This window comes from Aureimonas glaciei (genome assembly GCF_014643375.1).
Classification (GTDB): Bacteria; Pseudomonadota; Alphaproteobacteria; order Rhizobiales; family Rhizobiaceae; genus Plantimonas; species Plantimonas glaciei.
Genome location: NZ_BMJJ01000019.1, coordinates 17,969 through 35,336, shown reverse-complemented (window position 1 = coordinate 35,336; position 17,368 = coordinate 17,969). Strand labels below are relative to the sequence as shown.

Annotated in this window: 19 protein-coding genes; 14 read left to right on the top strand and 5 right to left on the bottom strand. The window is 68.0% G+C overall.

Translation table 11 applies throughout. The features are described 5' to 3' along the window. Window positions 1-46: 46 nt before the first annotated feature. Window positions 47-652, bottom strand: coding sequence for an RNA 2',3'-cyclic phosphodiesterase (gene thpR / locus IEX88_RS25310; RefSeq protein WP_188855264.1), 606 nt, complete (start codon window positions 650-652; stop codon window positions 47-49). Between the two features lie 182 nt (window positions 653-834). Between thpR and IEX88_RS25305 the strand changes: the two genes are divergently transcribed. Next, window positions 835-1,482 carry a GNAT family N-acetyltransferase gene (locus IEX88_RS25305; protein ID WP_188855263.1) on the top strand — a complete coding sequence of 216 codons (648 nt, stop codon included), beginning with the start codon at window positions 835-837 and terminating at the stop codon, window positions 1,480-1,482. Window positions 1,483-1,502: 20 nt separating this feature from the next. Here IEX88_RS25305 and IEX88_RS25300 read toward each other — a convergent pair whose 3' ends face one another. Further along, on the bottom strand, window positions 1,503-2,183 hold the full coding sequence (locus IEX88_RS25300) for an arylesterase (RefSeq protein ID WP_188855262.1): 681 nt from the start codon (window positions 2,181-2,183) through the stop codon (window positions 1,503-1,505). Window positions 2,184-2,330: 147 nt separating this feature from the next. Here IEX88_RS25300 and IEX88_RS25295 point away from each other — a divergent pair, with 147 nt between their 5' ends. From IEX88_RS25295 to IEX88_RS25280, 4 genes are all read left to right on the top strand, one after another. Further along, the gene (locus tag IEX88_RS25295; protein ID WP_373289667.1) at window positions 2,331-2,987 is read left to right on the top strand and encodes an ABC transporter ATP-binding protein; all 657 of its coding nucleotides are present in this window, start codon (window positions 2,331-2,333) and stop codon (window positions 2,985-2,987) included. Continuing rightward, on the top strand, window positions 2,984-5,578 hold the full coding sequence (locus IEX88_RS25290) for an ABC transporter permease (RefSeq protein ID WP_188855260.1): 2,595 nt from the start codon (window positions 2,984-2,986) through the stop codon (window positions 5,576-5,578). Before IEX88_RS25295 ends, IEX88_RS25290 begins: the two co-directional genes overlap by 4 nt. Window positions 5,579-5,789: 211 nt before the next feature. Further along, the gene (locus tag IEX88_RS25285; protein ID WP_188855259.1) at window positions 5,790-6,554 is read left to right on the top strand and encodes a Bax inhibitor-1/YccA family protein; all 765 of its coding nucleotides are present in this window, start codon (window positions 5,790-5,792) and stop codon (window positions 6,552-6,554) included. Between the two features lie 106 nt (window positions 6,555-6,660). Beyond that, a complete protein-coding gene (locus IEX88_RS25280) occupies window positions 6,661-7,221 on the top strand; it encodes a GNAT family N-acetyltransferase (RefSeq protein WP_188855258.1) in 561 nt (186 codons plus the stop codon). Window positions 7,222-7,327: 106 nt separating this feature from the next. On the opposite strand, the gene IEX88_RS25275 is transcribed toward IEX88_RS25280, so the two are convergent. From IEX88_RS25275 to acnA, 3 genes are all read right to left on the bottom strand, one after another. Then, a complete protein-coding gene (locus IEX88_RS25275) occupies window positions 7,328-7,657 on the bottom strand; it encodes a DUF2794 domain-containing protein (RefSeq protein ID WP_244640498.1) in 330 nt (109 codons plus the stop codon). A gap of 295 nt (window positions 7,658-7,952) precedes the next feature. Continuing rightward, the gene (locus tag IEX88_RS25270) at window positions 7,953-8,717 is read right to left on the bottom strand and encodes a DUF1223 domain-containing protein (RefSeq protein WP_188855256.1); all 765 of its coding nucleotides are present in this window, start codon (window positions 8,715-8,717) and stop codon (window positions 7,953-7,955) included. A 296-nt stretch (window positions 8,718-9,013) separates the two neighbouring features. Continuing rightward, window positions 9,014-11,758, bottom strand: coding sequence for an aconitate hydratase AcnA (acnA, locus tag IEX88_RS25265; protein ID WP_188855255.1), 2,745 nt, complete (start codon window positions 11,756-11,758; stop codon window positions 9,014-9,016). A gap of 454 nt (window positions 11,759-12,212) precedes the next feature. Here acnA and ccmA point away from each other — a divergent pair, with 454 nt between their 5' ends. The 9 genes from ccmA to IEX88_RS25220 all read left to right on the top strand — a co-directional run bounded on the left by ccmA (window position 12,213) and on the right by IEX88_RS25220 (window position 17,343). Next, window positions 12,213-12,887 (top strand): heme ABC exporter ATP-binding protein CcmA, encoded by a 675-nt coding sequence (gene ccmA / locus IEX88_RS25260; protein WP_308423870.1) that lies wholly within the window; start codon window positions 12,213-12,215, stop codon window positions 12,885-12,887. After that, window positions 12,884-13,543 carry a heme exporter protein CcmB gene (gene ccmB, locus IEX88_RS25255; protein ID WP_188855253.1) on the top strand — a complete coding sequence of 220 codons (660 nt, stop codon included), beginning with the start codon at window positions 12,884-12,886 and terminating at the stop codon, window positions 13,541-13,543. Before ccmA ends, ccmB begins: the two co-directional genes overlap by 4 nt. Before the next feature lie 78 nt (window positions 13,544-13,621). After that, the gene (locus IEX88_RS25250; protein ID WP_188855252.1) at window positions 13,622-14,377 is read left to right on the top strand and encodes a heme ABC transporter permease; all 756 of its coding nucleotides are present in this window, start codon (window positions 13,622-13,624) and stop codon (window positions 14,375-14,377) included. Between the two features lie 26 nt (window positions 14,378-14,403). Continuing rightward, window positions 14,404-14,574, top strand: coding sequence for a heme exporter protein CcmD (gene ccmD, locus IEX88_RS25245; RefSeq protein ID WP_188855251.1), 171 nt, complete (start codon window positions 14,404-14,406; stop codon window positions 14,572-14,574). Then, window positions 14,571-15,167, top strand: a complete 597-nt coding sequence (locus IEX88_RS25240) for a DsbE family thiol:disulfide interchange protein (protein ID WP_244640496.1) — start codon at window positions 14,571-14,573, stop codon at window positions 15,165-15,167. Before ccmD ends, IEX88_RS25240 begins: the two co-directional genes overlap by 4 nt. Window positions 15,168-15,228: 61 nt before the next feature. Next, entirely contained in the window at window positions 15,229-15,477 is a 249-nt protein-coding gene (locus IEX88_RS25235; RefSeq protein WP_188855250.1) for a type II toxin-antitoxin system ParD family antitoxin, read from the top strand. Next, on the top strand, window positions 15,474-15,767 hold the full coding sequence (locus IEX88_RS25230) for a type II toxin-antitoxin system RelE/ParE family toxin (RefSeq protein ID WP_188855249.1): 294 nt from the start codon (window positions 15,474-15,476) through the stop codon (window positions 15,765-15,767). The genes IEX88_RS25235 and IEX88_RS25230 overlap by 4 nt, the downstream gene beginning before the upstream one ends. 4 nt (window positions 15,768-15,771) lie before the next feature. Further along, window positions 15,772-16,335 (top strand): NUDIX hydrolase, encoded by a 564-nt coding sequence (locus tag IEX88_RS25225; protein ID WP_188855248.1) that lies wholly within the window; start codon window positions 15,772-15,774, stop codon window positions 16,333-16,335. 417 nt (window positions 16,336-16,752) lie between these two features. Further along, a complete protein-coding gene (locus tag IEX88_RS25220; RefSeq protein WP_188855247.1) occupies window positions 16,753-17,343 on the top strand; it encodes a hypothetical protein in 591 nt (196 codons plus the stop codon). Window positions 17,344-17,368 lie beyond the last annotated feature (25 nt).

Below are 17,368 nucleotides of genomic sequence, written 5' to 3'. Positions count from 1 at the left end.
CGCCGACCTGGGTGCCATGGCGGCCGACCGTGCTGCCCGCGCCGGCCTAGCGGCCGAAACCGGAGACGCCGGATGCCAGGGCGCTGGCCTCTTCCAGGGGGCGAAAACGCTCCGTCGCCGGGCGCAGGGGATAGCTCTCCTCGCGCACATAGGGGCCGCCGCCGACGGAATCGCGCGAGGAATAGAGGACGAACCTGCCGACGGGAAAGGCGGGCGTGCGGAAATCGCCGCGCGCGGCCAAATAGTGCGCGACATCGTCGATCCGCGGCTGGCGCAGCCGCGCCAGCGTCACATGCGGCATGAACTTCTTGGGATCGGACGGCAGGCCGAGCCGCCGGCAGACCCGGTCGATATCGGCCTGCAGGGCTTCCAGCGGCGCCGAGGGCGCGAGTCCGGCATAGAGCGAATGCGGCTTCTTCGAGCCGAAGGCGCCGACGCCGGAGAGGCTGAGCTCGAAGCCCGGCCGTTCGATCCGGTCGAGGGCGGCGACCAGCTCGTCGGCGAGGCGGCTCTCGACATCGCCGATGAAGCGCAGCGTCACATGATAGTTCTCGACGTCGATCCACCGCGCCGAGGGCAGTCCGCCGCGCAGGAAGGACAGGGAGAGGGCCGCGTCGCGGGGGATCTCGACGGCTGTGAACAGTCTCGGCATCAGACAACCTCTCCGGGAGCAGTGGTCTCGAATCGAATCCTTTCACCTCGCTCGCATGGTTTCAAGACAGCCATGCCGCGATGGCGGCGGCGGCGGCTTGTCTCGCGCGTCATGCACAACTAGTTTCGGTGCTGCGTTGGGAGGCGCCGTCCGGGAGGGGAAACAAGGGTGGAGATTATCCCATGCCCGCCGCGCCGTCCGTGTCCGCTTCGCCGCCCGACCTTCGGCGCAAGGCGCCGTCCTTTGCCGTCAGGCGCCTGCACAAAGGCGATGTCCTCGGCTTCTCCGACCATCTGAAGCGGCTCGATGCCGAGGCGCGGCGCCTGCGCTTCGGCAATCCGGTCGATGACGCCTTTCTCGAAGCCTATAGCGCGCGCACGCTGGCGAGCGACGCCTGCATCCTCGGCTGCTTCGTCAAGGGACGGCTCTGCGGCGCCGCCGAACTGCGGTTCCTGACGCCCGACCGGCACGCCGCGGAGGGCGCGGTCAGCCTCGATCCGGACATGCGCGGCCTCGGCCTCGGCGGCCAGCTGTTCGGCCGGCTCATCGCCTTGGCCCGCCGACGCGGCGTCCGGCGGCTGTTCCTGACCTGCCTGCGGGAGAACCGACGCATGCAGAAGATCGCCCGCCACCACGGCGCCGATCTCGCCTTCAGCGACGGCGACATCATGGTAGAGATCCGCAGGCCCTTCGCCGAAGCCGAGACAGCGGCGCGGGAATGGCGCGACGAAGGACAGACCTACGTCTTCGGTGTGCTGGAATGGCGCAGCGGCTGGCGCGAGCGCATTCAGCGGCGATGGCGGCTGTTGTCGGGCTTCGTCGGGCTCTGACGCCAGGGGTGTCCGGCCGTTCAGTCCGCCGGCGCCGCGGCGATGGCGTCGAGCTCGGCCGTCACCGCCGGCAGGATCTTCTCGACGATGACGGCGACCCCCTTCGCATTGGGGTGCATGGCATCGGCCTGGTTGAGATCCGCGGTGCTGGCGACGCCCTCGAGGAAGAAGGGATAGAGCGGCACGCCGTAGCGCTCGGCGAGGCGGGCATAGATCGGATTGAAGGCGGCGGCGTAGTCGGGCCCCATGTTGGGCGGCGCGATCATGCCGGCGAGAAGCGTCGGGATCTTGCGCTGCTGCAGGCGCTGCAGCATGGCGTCGAGGTTCTTTTCGCTGATCTCGGGCGAGACGCCGCGCAGCGCGTCGTTGGCGCCGAGCTCGACGATGACGAGGTCGGCGCTGTCCGGCACCGACCAGTCGAGGCGGGCGAGGCCGCCGGTGGTGGTGTCGCCGGAGACGCCGGCATTGACGACGGTGGCCGCGTAGCCCTTGGCGATGAGGGCGGCCTGCAGCTGCTCGGGAAAGGATTCGCCCGGACCGACGCCGTAGCCGGCCGACAGGCTGTCGCCGAAGGCCACTACTTCCAGCGGCGTGGCGGCGGGCTGCGCGGCAGCCGTCGCGGCGAGACCAAAGGTCGCGGCGAAGGCTGCCAGCCATGACAATGCCGTCAGGCGGGCGGAGAGCGGTTTAAAGCGTGACATCAGGGGCCCATATAGCGATCGGCCTCCGGCGAAGGCCCGTAACCCAGCATATAGGGACCCTGACGCGTGGCAGAACCGGCGATCCGATTACAGAATGTCCACCTGACCCTCGGCAGCGGCCGGTCCTCGGTGCATGTGCTGAAGGGCATGGACCTCGTGGTCGAGCGCGGCGAGTCGGTCGGCATCGTCGGCCCCTCCGGTTCCGGCAAGTCGACGCTGCTGATGGTGCTGGCCGGCCTCGAGCGCGCCGACAGCGGGCTGGTGGAGATCGCCGGCCAGGCGCTGGGGCCGCTTAGCGAGGATCAACTCGCGACCTTTCGCGGCCGCAACATCGGCATCGTCTTTCAATCGTTCCACCTCATCCCAAACATGACGGCGCTCGAAAACGTCGCGGTGCCGCTGGAGCTCGCCGGCCATTCGGATGCCTTCGCGCGGGCCGAGCGCGAGCTCGCCAATGTCGGTTTGAAGGACCGGGTGACGCATTATCCGGGAGAGCTCTCCGGCGGCGAGCAGCAGCGCGTCGCCATGGCGCGGGCGCTGGCGCCGGAGCCGGCGATCCTCATCGCCGATGAGCCCACCGGCAATCTCGATGCGGCGACGGGGGTGCAGATCGCCGACCTCCTCTTTGCCGAACAGGCGCGCCGGCAGATGACGCTGGTGCTCGTCACCCATGACCGCGATCTCGCCGCGCGTTGCGGCCGCGAGGTGCGGGTGCGCAGCGGCGAAATCGAGACGCCAAACGGTGTCGGCCGGCCGCCGCTTGCCGGCCAGAGCGGCGAGAGCCGCTCCGGGATGGTGCCATGACGGCGGTCGACGCCGTCGCCGGGTCGCGCGACCGGGCCCGCGCCGCCGCGGGCGGACGCGGCGCCCAGCTGAAGCTGGCGGCGCGCTTCGCCTTCCGCGAAATGCGCGGCGGCCTCTCCGGCTTCTACATTTTCCTCGCCTGCATCACCCTCGGCGTCGCCTCGATCGCGGCGGTGAACTCGGTCTCGCAGATGATGACCCAGGGCATTTCCGACCAGGGCCGCGCCATTCTCGGCGGCGACCTGCGCTTTGCCCTCGTCCAGCGCACGGTGAGCGAGCCCGAGCGTGCTTATCTCGACAGCCTCGGCACGGTGTCCACCACGATCGGCATGCGGTCCATGGCGCGCCTCCCCGACGGCAGCGACCAGTCGCTGGTCGAGGTGAAGGCGGTCGGCGAGGGATATCCGCTCTATGGCACCCTCGTCACGCAGCCGGCCGTGCCGCTGCCCGAACTCCTCGGCGAGCGCGACGGCCGTTTCGGCGCCGTCGTCGCGCAGGAACTGCTCGACCGGATGGGCATCGCGCCGGGGGCCCTGCTGAAGCTCGGTTCGGCTGAGCTCGAGATTCGCGGCGTCGTCACCGCCGAGCCGGATCTCCTGTCGGACGGCATGAATTTCGCCCCGCGCCTGCTCCTGTCGGAAGCGGCGCTCGCGACGACGGGCCTGATGCAGCCGGGCAGCCTGATCGAGCACTCCTACAAGGTGCGGCTGCCGGCCGGCGCTGATGCCGAGGCGATCTCGGAGCAGGCGAACGAGCGCTTTCCCGCCGCCGGCTGGAGCGTGCGCACCTCCGACCGCGCCGCCCCTTCGCTCCAGCGCAACATCGAGCGCTTCTCGCAGTTCCTGACGCTGGTCGGCCTCACCGCGCTGATCGTCGGGGGGGTCGGCGTTGCCAATGCGGTGAACGCCTATCTCGATTCCAAGCGCCAGGTGATCGCGACCTTCAAGAGCCTGGGCGCCGGCGGAACCTTCGTCGTCACCATCTATCTCATCCAGATCATGACGCTGGCGCTCGTCGGCGTGGCGCTCGGCCTCGTCCTCGGGGCGCTGGCACCGTTTGCCACGGCGCGCTTCCTCGAAAGCGTCATCCCGGTGGCGGCCAGTGCCTCCATCTATCCCAGCGCGCTGGCGCTAGCGGCGGTGTTCGGCCTGCTCACCTCGCTCGCCTTCGCGCTGCTGCCGCTCGGCCGCACGCGCGACGTACCGGCCACGGCGCTGTTTCGCGAAATGTCGACCGCCGGCAATACCGGCATGCGCTGGAGCTATCTCCTCGGCGCTATCGGGCTGGCCGCCGTCATTGCCGCGCTGGCGCTCGCCATGGCGGACGATCGGCGGATCGCCGGGACGTTTCTCGTGGCGACGGCCGTCGCCTTCCTGATCCTGCGCGGCGTCGCCTGGGGCATCCAGCTTCTGGCGCGCAAGATGCCGCGCGTCGGCTCGACGCCGCTCAGGCTCGCCATCGGCAACATTCACCGGCCGGGGGCGCTGACGGCCTCGGTCGTCCTGTCGCTCGGCCTTGGGCTGACGCTGCTCGTGACGCTCGCCGTCATCGACAACGACCTGCGCCGGGAGATCTCGACGGGGCTCGCCGACCGGGCGCCGAACTTCTTCTTCGTCGACATCCAGAAGGACCAGATCGATCCCTTCCGCGCCGAGATCGACCGGCTGGCGCCGGGCTCGACGCTCGATGCCGCGCCCATGCTGCGCGGCCGCATCACCCAGCTGAACGGCGTCGACGTCGCCAAGATTCCGATCCCGGCCGAGGGCGGCTGGGTCCTGCGCGGCGATCGCGGAGTCACCTACGCGCCGAGCCTGCCGGAAAACTCCAACGTCACCGAGGGCGCATGGTGGCCGGCCGACTACAGCGGCGAGCCGCTCGTCTCCTTCTCCGCCGAGGAAGCGGGAGAGCTCGGGCTGAAGATCGGCGAGACGCTGACGGTGAACGTGCTCGGCCGCGACATCACGGCGAAGATCGCCAATTTCCGCACGGTCGAATGGGAATCCCTGTCGATCAACTTCGTCATGGTGTTCTCGCCCAACACCTTCGCTGGCGCGCCGCATGCCTGGCTGGCGACGCTGTCCATTCCCGGCGCCAGTGCCGACACCGAGCGGGCGGTGCTGAACGGCGTCACCAATGCCTATCCCGCGGTGACGACGGTGAGGGTAAAGGAGGCGCTCGACGCGATCAACGGGCTGATCGCGCAGCTGGCGCTGGCGATCCGGGCGGCGGCGGCGGTGGCGCTCGTCGCCTCGGTGCTGGTGCTGTCGGGGGCGCTCGCCGCCGGCAACCGCAACCGCATCCACGACGCCGTCGTCTTGAAGACGCTGGGCGCGACACGGGCGACGCTGATCCTGGCCTTCACGACGGAATACATGCTGCTGGGCCTCGCCACCGCCGTCTTCGCCATCGCCGCCGGGGCGCTGGCCGCCTGGTTCGTGGTCTCATCGATCATGCAGTTGCCCTACCACTTCGATCCGGTGGTGGCGCTCACGACGCTCGTCGTCTCGCTGGTCCTCACCGTCGGCTTCGGCCTGCTCGGCACCTGGCGGGTGCTCGGGCAGAAGGCAGCGCCCGTGCTGCGGAGTCTCTGATCCTCGCCGGAAGGGGCTCAGGCGCCGGGATGACGGAGATTTAATCCCGCCCGGCGCCTTCAACCGAGGTCGAAGCCGGTCATGGCCTTGTGCCGCGGCGCGGCAATCCGCATATTAACGTCAGGCATGCTGGACCCCGACAGCGGCGCCTCGATCGCGCCACGGCGCTGGATCGACACCGGACGGGGAGGGCAGAAGAGGGAAGCTAACGATGGCTGACAAATGGAATCAGGGCGCGCGCAGCGTCCCGCTGGCCGGGTCCACGGTTGACGTCACGATCGACCAGGGCCTGCGCTCCTACATGATCAAGGTCTACAATCTGATGGCGGGTGGTCTCGCCATTACCGGCATCGCGGCCTACGTGATGTTCACGATGTCCGTGGTGACGAACGCCAACGGCGACATCACCGCGCTGACGCCGCTCGGCCAGACGGTGTTCGGATCGCCGCTGAAGTGGGTGCTGATGTTCGCGCCGCTGGCGATGGTGATGTTCCTGTCGTTCCGCGTGCACAAGATGAGCGTCGCGGCGGCGCAGGCGACCTTCTGGGGCTATGCGGCGCTCGTCGGCCTGTCGCTGTCGACGATCTTCATGGTCTACACGCAGCAGTCGATCGTGCAGGTGTTCTTCGTCACTGCCGCCTCCTTCGGCGCGCTGTCGCTCTTCGGCTACACGACGAAGCGTGACCTCTCGGCCTGGGGCTCGTTCCTGTTCATGGGCGTGATCGGCATCATCATCGCCTCGGTGGTGAACATCTTCCTCGCCTCCAGCGCGCTCGCCTTCGCCATCTCGGCGATCGGCGTGCTGGTCTTCGCCGGCCTCACCGCCTACGACACGCAGCAGATCAAGGAAATGTACTACGAGGGCGACGGCTCGGCGGTCATGGGCCGCAAGGCGATCATGGGCGCGCTGCGCCTCTACCTCGACTTCATCAACATGTTCATGTTCCTGCTGCAGCTCTTCGGCTCGCGCCGCTAAGCCAGCGAGATCGGAACGACAGAAAGGGCGGCCCTCGGGTCGCCCTTTTCTTTTGCGCGCGGGTTTGCGATGGGAAGGACGCGGATCAGCCAGAACTGGAACAGCGATGAGTGCCTTTGTCCTGCGTGAGGCGGTTCTCGCCGACGTGCCGCGGCTTGCCGAGATCTACGGCCACGCCGTCCTGAACGGAACCGCGACCTTCGAGCTGGTGCCGCCGGACGAGGCGGAGATGCAGGCGCGCTTCGAGACCCTGAAGGCGCAGGGCTATCCCTACATCGTCGCCGCCGACCGCCACGACCGCGTCATCGGCTATGCCTATGCCGGCCCCTTCCGGGCCCGGCCGGCCTATCGCTGGTCCGTCGAGGATTCCGTCTACATCGCCCCGGAAGCCTACGGCCGCGGCGCCGGCAGCGCGCTGCTCGAACGCCTCCTGGAGCTCTGCGAGGAGGGCGGCTTTCGCCAGATGATCGCGGTGATCGGCGGTTCCGACCATGCGCCTTCGATCCGGCTGCACGAGCGGGCCGGGTTTCGCACCATCGGCATCTTCCACGGCTCGGGCTTCAAGTTCGGCCGCTGGATCGACACCGTCTTCATGCAGATCCCGATCGGCGACGGCCGCATGAGCCTGCCCGACGAGACCCACCCGCCCGGGTTGATCAAGGGCTGAGGTTTTTCGGCGGGCCGAAGGGCTGGTTCAAGCGGCCTCTGCCGGCCGACCGTCTGCTGTCGCATCCACGTCCCCGGGCTGGAGAAGCCGGCGCCGGGGGCCGTGCTCACCGGACCAGCTTCAGAGCCTTGTCAAAAACCTTCATCACCTGGCCGAGATCATGGCCGCGCTTCAGCACGAGGCCGCCGGCGGCCACGACGCTGAAGGCGCCCTGGCGCCGGGCGAGTTTCGGGTTCTTCTCGATGCGAAACAGCGGCATCTCGCTCGTCCGGCGGAAGATCGAGAACACCGCGCGGTCCTTCAACGTGTCGATCGCGTAGTCGCGCCACTCGCCGGCGGCGACCATGCGGCCGTAGACGTTGAGGATCTCGGAGAACTCCCGGCGGTCGAAGCAGACGAGCGGGACGGGCGGGCTTCGGGCGGCGGCGAAGTCGATGAGGGTCGCCGTGGCGGCGTGTTCCGAAGCGAGATCAGCCAAATTCCGTTCCCCTTGCGAGCCTGCGCAAGAGCGCGAGGCGAGCGTTCAGGATGAAGGATCTGCGTCCCTCGATTCCGTCATGGTGCCATGAAAGCCTCTGGTCGGCAAAAGCTTTTGCCTGACGGTGCGCGCGCTGCGTGCGGTTTTTGCGATGTGCCTGACCGCGCGCGAGCCAGCCAGGGCCTGTCCGGCAAGGGCAAAGGCGCCCGTCGGCGGCGATCCCGCGGCCGGTGACCGGGGCGTCAGTCGGCCATCAGAAGTCGATGGCGGCGGCGGCCAGGATCGGCCCGGGCGCGCCGGCCGCGGTGACCGATTGCAGCACCGCCGCGCAGCCGCCCTTGCGGGCTTCCGGTCCCAGGATCGACGCCAGCGGGATGTCCACGGCCAGGGCCTTGCCGTCCCACATGCCGAGAATGCGCCAGTCGCGCACGGCATGGGCGTCGCGGAGCGTCAGCCCCTTGTTCTCGCCCTTGTCGATCACCGTCTCGATCGCTTCGTCGTAGGTGATCAGCATCAGCACCGGCGCGCGGCCACCGATCCTGGCGGGGACGCCATCGGCGCTGATGTGTAGGCGGTCGCCCTGAATGGACAGTTCGACCGAGACCGGCCGCTCGTCGCCAGCCGTCGCCGTCTCCTCGAGCGCGCGGCGGATGTCCGCCTCGCGCGAGCCGACGACGTCGCGCTGGCCGTTGACGACGGCCTGCGGCGTATAGATCGTGCCGCTGCCGAGCGCCTTGGAATAGGCCCGCTGGCGGTCGGTATTGGCGCGGCTGCCGAGCGGATCGCTCCAGCCGATATAGTCCCAGTAGTCGACATGATAGGCCAGCGCGACGATGTCGGGTTCCCGCGCCAGCTTGGCGAGGATGCGGTCGGCCGGCGGACAGGAGGAGCAGCCCTGGCTGGTGAAAAGCTCGACGACGCCCCTGACGTCGCGACTGTTCGACGGATGCTCGTCGGCAGCCACCCGGCCGGCGAGGAGCAAGGCAGCGGCAAGGGCAAGGACGCGGCCAGTAGTCACGTGGGTCGATTTCCGCTTCGAATCCGGGGGCAGGGGCATGGCCGGTCGAATGGGGACCGTCTTGCCGTCTCCACGCAGGGCCATCGTCATCAGCAATCCATAAGGCAGACGCATAACGCGCTTGCTGGCGGCAAACTAGTCGCGGAAGCGTGCACTCACCACTCAATTGCGGGTGAGGGCGGGCCGCGGGGCCGCACCCGAAACGTGATCGGCCGACCCTGTCCTTGCCAAGAAAAAAACCGCCGGCACGGGTGCCGGCGGTCGGAGCCTTTATCCTGGCGACGGCCTGGCGACCCTTAGGCGGCGAGGCGGCGCAGGACGTATTGCAGGATTCCGCCGTGGCGGAAGTATTCGAGCTCGTCGAGCGTATCGATGCGGCAGAGCAGCGGCACCATGGTCACCGTGCCGTCGGCCCGCTCGATCTTCGCCTCCATCTTCTGGCGCGGCTGGATCGTCGTCAGGCCCTCGATGGTGACGATCTCGTCGCCCTTGAGGCCCAGCGTCTGCCAGGACGTGCCTTCCTCGAACAGGAAGGGCACGACGCCCATGCCGACGAGGTTGGAGCGGTGGATGCGCTCGAAGGACTGGGCGATCACAGCCCGGACGCCGAGGAGCACGGTGCCCTTGGCCGCCCAATCGCGCGACGAGCCGGTGCCGTATTCCTTGCCGGCGAACACGACGAGCGGCACGGTCTCCGCCTGGTACTTCATCGCCGCGTCGTAGATCGGCATCACCTCGCCACCCGGGAAGTGCTTGGTCATGCCGCCCTCGATGCCGTCCAGCATCTGGTTCTTGATGCGGATGTTGGCAAACGTGCCGCGCATCATCACCTGGTGGTTGCCGCGGCGGGCGCCGTAGGAGTTGAAGTCGACCGGGCGGACCTGATGGCTGACGAGATAGTCGCCGGCCGGGCCGTTCGCCTTGATCGAGCCCGCCGGCGAGATGTGGTCGGTGGTGATCGAATCGAGGAGCAGCGCCAGGACGCGGGCGCCGTGGATGTCTTCCACCGGCACCGGATCCATGGTCATGCCCTCGAAGTAGGGCGGGTTCTGGACATAGGTCGAGCGATCGTCCCAGTCATAGGTCAGGCCGCCGGAGACCTCGATCTTCTGCCAGTGCTCGTCACCCTTGAACACGTCGGAATAGCGCTCGACGAAGAGGTCGCGCGTCACCGTCTTGCGGACGATCTCGGCGATCTCCTGCGTCGTCGGCCAGATATCCTTCAGGAAGACGTCGTTGCCGTTCTGGTCCTTGCCGAGCGCATCCTTGGTGATGTCGACGAAGAGCGAGCCGGCGATGGCATAGGCGACGACCAGCGGCGGCGAGGCCAGCCAGTTGGCGCGCACGTCCGGATTGACGCGGCCCTCGAAGTTGCGGTTGCCCGAGAGCACCGAGCAGGCGACGAGATCGTTCTTGGCGATCGCCTCGGAAATCGCTTCCGGCAGCGGGCCGGAATTGCCGATGCAGGTGGTGCAGCCGTAGCCGACGAGGTTGAACCCCATCGCGTCGAGGTCCTTCTGCAGGTCGGCCTTTTCCAGATATTCGGTGACGATCTGCGATCCCGGGGCGAGCGAGGTCTTCACCCAGGGCTTCACCTTGAGACCGAGCGCATGCGCCTTGCGGGCGACGAGGCCGGCGGCGACGAGGACATTCGGGTTCGAGGTGTTGGTGCAGGAGGTGATCGCGGCGATCACCACGTCGCCATCGGCGATGCCGTGCTCGGCACCCTCGACGGCGTAGCGCGTCACGGCCGGGCCCTCGAAGGCGCCGGTTGCGCCCTCGGAGACGAAGCGGGCCTCGTCCGTCGACGGCGCCTTGGCGCGGTTGCCCTGGAGCTCCGGCAAAGCGGCGGCGAAGGCGGTCGAGACGTCGGTCAGGGCGACGCGGTCCTGCGGGCGCTTCGGGCCGGCGAGCGAGGGAACGACCGTCGACAGGTCGAGCGACAGCGTGTCGGTGAAGACCGGGTCCGTGCTCGTCTCGTCGCGGTACATGCCCTGCGCGCGCGAATAGGCCTCGACGAGGGCGACGCGCTGCTTGTCGCGGCCGGTGGCCTCGAGATAGCTGATCGTGTCCTTGTCGACCGGGAAGAAGCCGCAGGTGGCGCCGTATTCCGGTGCCATGTTGGCGATCGTCGCCTGGTCCTCGAGGGTGAGGTTCGACAGGCCCGGGCCATAGAACTCGACGAACTTGCCGACGACGCCCTTCTTGCGCAGCATTTGCGTGACGGTGAGGACGAGATCGGTCGCGGTCGTGCCTTCGGGCAGCTTGCCCTCGACGCGGAAGCCGATGACTTCCGGGATCAGCATGGAAACCGGCTGGCCCAGCATGGCCGCTTCCGCCTCGATGCCGCCGACGCCCCAGCCGAGGACCGACAGGCCGTTGACCATGGTGGTGTGGGAATCGGTGCCGACGAGGGTGTCGGGATAGGCGATCGTCTCGCCGTTCTCTTCCTTCGTCCAGACCGTCTGCGCGAGATACTCCAAATTCACCTGATGGCAAATTCCGGTGCCGGGCGGCACGACGCGGAAATTCTCGAAGGCTTCCGAGCCCCAGCGCAGGAAGGTGTAGCGCTCGCCGTTGCGGCCGTATTCGGCGTCGACGTTCTTCTTGAAGGAATCGGCCTGGCCGAAGAAGTCGACCATGACCGAGTGGTCGATGACGAGGTCGACGGGCACGAGCGGGTTGATCTTGGTCGGATCGGCGCCGAGCTGGCGGGTGGCGTCGCGCATGGCGGCGAGATCGACGACGGCGGGAACGCCGGTGAAGTCCTGCATCAGGACGCGGGCCGGGCGGTAGGCGATCTCATGGCCGGCGGTGCCGCGATCCTCGACCCAGTTGGCGACGGCGCGGATGTCGTCGGCCTTGACCGTGCGGCCGTCCTCGTTGCGCAGCAGGTTCTCGAGGATGACCTTCATCGAGAAGGGCAGGCGCGAGGCGCCGGCCAGGCCATTGCGCTCGGCTTCCTGCAGGTCGAAATAGACATAGGGCTTGCCGTCGACGTCGAGCGTCTTGCGGCATTTGAAGCTGTCTGGATGAGACACGGCGTCTGTTCCTTCTCGAACTGAATGATTGTCCGAAAGGCGAACGCCTGCGGCGCGCGGAAAAGCGCCGAAAGTGCGGGTACGACCATTTCCGCCTGTCCGCCCCGAAGCCCGTCCGCAAGGGGAGGGCGAATTCGTTTCGGCACTGAAACTCCACCCCGGCCGCTGGTGTGGTTGCCGCCCTTATAGGCAAGTTTGTAACGGCTATAAAGGGCGAACCGGCAGGATTTCGCGAATATCGCCGCGCTGCGAAAAGCCTCGCGCAAGACCGCCGCCGCGGGTGTGGCGGGCTTGCACCGGATGCTGCGCCGGACCGCCGCGCGGCGTCCCGCGGCAGGCCGCTTGCCGGCAGCCAGGCTTTGCGGCAAAGCAGCGGGATGATCCTGTTGTCGCTCTCCACGCTGCCTCTGCCGAAGCGGGCTTCGTCCCCCGTCGCCGGCCGATGAGGATCGTCGTGCGGGAACTCTGCGCGTCCCGCGGCGGCAGCGTCATCGCCGGGCCGCTGGACTTCGCGCTTTCGGGCGGCGAGGCGCTCGTCGTCACCGGCGAGAACGGCGCCGGCAAGTCGACCCTCTTGCGCACGCTCGCCGGCCTGCTGCCGCCGGGGGGCGGCGCGCTCGAGATCGAGGGTTTCCTGGCCGCCGACGGCGAGCCGGCGCGGCATCTCGGCGACATCGCGCATTATCTCGGCCACCGCCAGGCGATGAAGCCGGCCGAGAGCGTCGGCGGCGGCCTCGGCTTCTGGCGCGATTTTTTCGGCACCCCCGGCCTTGCCATCGAGGCGGCGCTCGCCGCCGTCGGCCTGCCCGGCGTGGCAGGGCTGCCCTTCGGCTACCTCTCCGCCGGCCAGCAGCGCCGCGCCGCGATCGCGCGGCTGCTCGTCGCCCAGCGCTCGGTGTGGATCCTCGACGAGCCGACGGCGGCGCTCGACCAGGGCTCGCAGGCGATGTTCGCCCGGCTTCTCGCCGCGCATCTGGAAACCGGCGGCATCGTCGTCGCCGCGACGCACCAGCCGCTGGGGCTCGCCGCGCGGGAACTGCGGCTGGAGCGCCGGGGCGACGCTTCGTCGCCGCAGGGTGCCCTGTCGCTCGATGCGGCCGATCGGCTCGCGGCGGAGGGCTGGCTGTGATCGCGGTGTTCCGCCGCGATCTCAGGCTCGCCTTTGCCGGCGGCGGCGGGGCGATGACCGGGGTGATCTTCTTCCTCGCGGTCGTGGCGACCATGCCCTTCGGCCTCGGGCCGGATCTCAACCTCTTGTCGCGCATCGGCCCGGCGATCCTGTGGATCGGCGCGCTGCTATCGGCGCTGCTCACCCTCGACCGGCTGTTCCAGGCGGACCGGGACGACGGCACGCTCGACCTTCTCGTCATGGGCGACACGCCGCTGCCGCTGGTGGTGCTGGCGAAATGCCTTGCGCACTGGGCCGCGAGTTCCTTGCCGCTGGTTCTGGCGACGCCCGTCCTCGGCCTGTTCCTGGCGCAGGAGCCGTTGGCCTCCGGCGCGGTGATGCTGACGCTGCTGGTGGGAACGCCGGCGATCACCTTCATCGGCGCCGTCGGCGCGGCGGTCGCCATCGCTCTGCCGCGCGGCGGCCTGCTCGTTTCGGTGCTCGTCCTGCCGCTCGCCATCCCCGTCCTGATCTTCGGCGTCTCGGCGAGCTATGGCGCGGTCAACGCCAACGATCCCTTCCTGTCGCCGCTGATGATTCTCGGCGCCCTCACTCTGTTCTTCGCCGTGCTGGGGCCGATCGCCGCGGCGGCGGCGCTGAAAAACGCCGGCGACTGAGCCGCTGCGGGCATCGGTCGCGACGATGACGAAGAAGTCTATTTGCTCAAGGTTTCCACACCTTCTAAAGTAGCTGATATGACCGATCTCTCCGCCACCCCCGGCCGTTTCGCCATCCTCGCCAATCCGACGCGCTTCCTGCAGATCTCGGGGGCCGTCCAGCCATGGCTCTACGGCCTCGCGGCAACGGCGCTCGCCGTCGGCATCGGGCTCGGGCTGACGGCGCCCGAGGACTACCAGCATGGCTCGACCGTCAGGATCATGTTCATCCACGTGCCCTTCGCCTGGATCTCGATGATGGCCTGGACGGTGATGTCCGCCTCGGCGCTCGGCACGCTGGTCTGGCGCCACCCGCTGGCCGACGTCGCGGTGAAGGCGGCGGCGCCCGTCGGCGCGGTGTTCACGGCGCTGGCGCTCGTCACCGGCTCGATCTGGGGCCGGCCGATGTGGGGCACCTGGTGGGTCTGGGACGCGCGGCTGACCTCGGTCTTCATCCTGTTCCTGATGTATCTCGGCCTGATCGCGCTGACGCGCGCGCTCGACGATCCCGGCCGCTCGGCCAAGGCGGCGGCGATCCTCGTCCTCGTCGGCTTCGTCAACATCCCGATCATCAAGTTCTCGGTCGACTGGTGGAACACGCTGCACCAGCCGGCGAGCGTGATGCGCGCCGGCGGGCCGTCGATGCCGGCCGCCTATCTCGTGCCGCTGCTGGTCTCGGCCGTCGGGTTCACGCTGCTGTTCTTCGCCTTGCACCTGACGGCAATGCGCACGGAGATCCTGCGCCGGCGGGTGCGGGCGCTGACCAAACTGTCGCTGCGCGCGACCGACGCCTGAGCGGCGACCCCGCGGAGAGCCCTTTCATGCCAAACGACTATTTCGGCTTCATCCTCGCCGCCTATGCCGCCTCCGCGCTGGCGCTGGGCGGCCTCGGCCTCTGGATTTTTCTCGACGCCCGCGGGCGCCGGGCGGAGCTCGCGGCGCTGGAAGCGAGCGGCGTGCGCCGGCGCTCGGCGCGGGAGGGCGGCGCGTGAGCGTGGACACCCCGACGACCAAGCGAAAGCCGTCGCTCTTCGTCCTGCTGCCGCTGCTGCTTTTCGTCGCGATGGCCGGCGTCTTCCTCTACCAGCTGGTATCGGGACACGACCCGCAGGAACTGCCCTCGGCGCTGATCGGCAATCCGGCGCCGCCGACGAACCTGCCGCCGGTGGAGGGCATCCTCGCGGCCGACGGCACGCCGGTGCCGGGCCTCGACCTGGCGCAAAGCGACGGGCGGCCGGTGCTGGTCAATGTCTTCGCCTCCTGGTGCGTGCCCTGCCGGCAGGAGCATCCGGTGCTGATGGACCTCGCCAAGGATTCCCGCTTCCGTCTCGTCGGCATCAACTACAAGGACGAGCCGAAGAACGCGCAACGATTCCTCGACGGGCTCGGCAATCCCTATGCCGCGATCGGCAGCGACCTCTCCGGCCGCGCCGGCATCGACTGGGGCGTCTACGGCGTGCCCGAGACTTTTCTCGTCTCGCCGTCGGGCACGATCGTCTGGAAGCAGACCGGGCCTTTCTCACCGGAGGACGTCACGCGCAAGCTCGAGCCGGCGCTGGCAAAGCTGCTGGCGGCGGGGGGCTGAGGGGAAGCCTTCACTCCTGTCGGGCGTTTGCTATGATCGGCCGTCATTGAAGGAGGGCTTCATGGGAGCAATGCAGACCAAGCTCGGACCTCATTTCGAGAGCTTCATCGATCGGCAGACGGCATCCGGCCGATACAAGGACACGGCCGAGGTCCTCGAAGCAGCGTTGCGCCTTCTCGAGCGGGAGGAAATGAAGCTCGAATGGCTGCGGGGAGAGATCGCCAAGGGTGAGGCGAGCGGCGATCCTCAGCCTTTCGACATCGACGAGTTTCTGGCGGAAATGCACCGGGAGTCGGACGAAGTGGATTGAGCCCGATCGAGTTCCTGCCCGCGGCGCGGCGGGATCTTGCCGGCATCTTCGTGTTCACGACGGATCATTTCGGCCGCCGTCAGGCCGATCAATACGTCTCGCTCATCGCCGAAAGATGCACCGACTTGGCTCGGAGACACCGGCGGCCTCGAAACGAGGACGCCATCCGGCCGGGCCTATTTTCGTATCGGATCAAAGCCCATCGGGCATCTTGCCTTCGCGGGCCGGACGGGCATTTGATCGTCGTCCGCATCCTGCACGAAGCCATGGATTTCGAGGATCATCTGTAAGCCGATGAGCGAACCCGCCTTCACCCTCCGCACCCCCGACGACGACTCGCTCCCGCGCAAGATCTGCGACGCCTGCGGCTTCGTCGCCTACGAGAACCCCAAGATCGTCGTAGGCTCCGTCGTCCGGGACGCGGGAAAGATCCTGCTCTGCCGCCGCGCGATCGAGCCGCGGCGGGGGTTCTGGACGATCCCGGCCGGCTACATGGAGCTGAACGAGACGCCCGAGGAGGGCGCGACGCGCGAGGCCCGCGAGGAAGCCAATGCGGCGTTGTCGATCGAGCGGCTCCTCGCCGTCTACGCCGTGCCGCGGATCAGCCAGGTCCAGCTGATCTACCGGGCAAGCCTCTCGCAGCCCGGTATCGCCGCCGGCCCGGAAAGCCTGGACGTCGGCTTCTTCGACTTTGCCGACATTCCCTGGGATGAGCTCGCCTTTCCCTCGGTGCACTGGGCGCTTCGGCACGATGCCGAGGCGGAAGCCGGCGCGCCGCCGGTGCCCTTCGGCAATCCGGCGGGGTCCACCGGCGACCGCATGCCCGATGGCCGGCTGCTGCCGACGGACGAATTCTAGCCCCTTATCGCGACCTGCGAACGCCCCCGTTCAGATCCCGCCGACAGTGCGGGCTTCCATCGTCGTGGCCGTCCCGAGAATACGGGCGGCCAGGCGATATCGCCCGCCGGTCCCCCGGATTGAACCCACGTCGACAATTGACTTCTGCCGCCTGTACGGCATTATTTCCAAGGGGATGGACACATGTCGCCTCGTTCTGACTGCCGGGCGCCGAGCGACCTGCATCAAGAATGCCGACAGAACCTGGAATTTTGAATTCGCCATAGTCGATACGCCAGCATCATCTCTGATGGCTGGGTGATTTTGACGTATCGGCCTGTTCGCATGCGATTTTCATCGCTCCATGCGAAGTCATCAATGCGCAGAGAAGCATCCGTGAAATAACAAAACCGTTCACCGTTTTGCGGAGTGGCAAAGATGGCGGCTGTTCGAATCCGAAAAGCAGGCGGCGTTGCGACGATTGGGCCGTCGGGTCTCTTGCTCCTGGCAAGCTTCGGGCCGGCAACGGCAATCGGGGATTTTGGGCCCGATACCTGCGCAGAGGGCTTTGTCTGGCGCGAGGCGGGCCCGAACGATCACGTCTGCGTCAGTCCTGAAACCCGCGACCAGGCCCGCCGCGACAATGCGGAGGCCGCCAGCCGCGTTCAACCCGGCGGCGGAGCTTGGGGTCCAGACACCTGCAAGCAGGGCTATGTATGGCGAGAGGCCTTCGGTCCTGCCGATCATGTCTGCGTCGCCGTGGAGACGCGCACCACCGCCCGCAACGACAACCGACAAGCGGGCGAGAGAAAGAAGTATCCCATCTGTCAGACATATGCGCGCGACGCGATCCAGACGGCGGCCGCGGCGGTCACGTTCAACTGCATGTTCAGCGGGCCGCGGTGGGATGCCACCTATGATCAGCATTTCCACTGGTGCCTGGACAATGGCAACCGTGCCATCAGCCGGGAGATCCAGGGCCGCGGCACGGAGCTGGTCATGTGCCAGCAGAACTACACGGTCAGGTAACGCCGAGCGGGCCGGCGGCATGTCG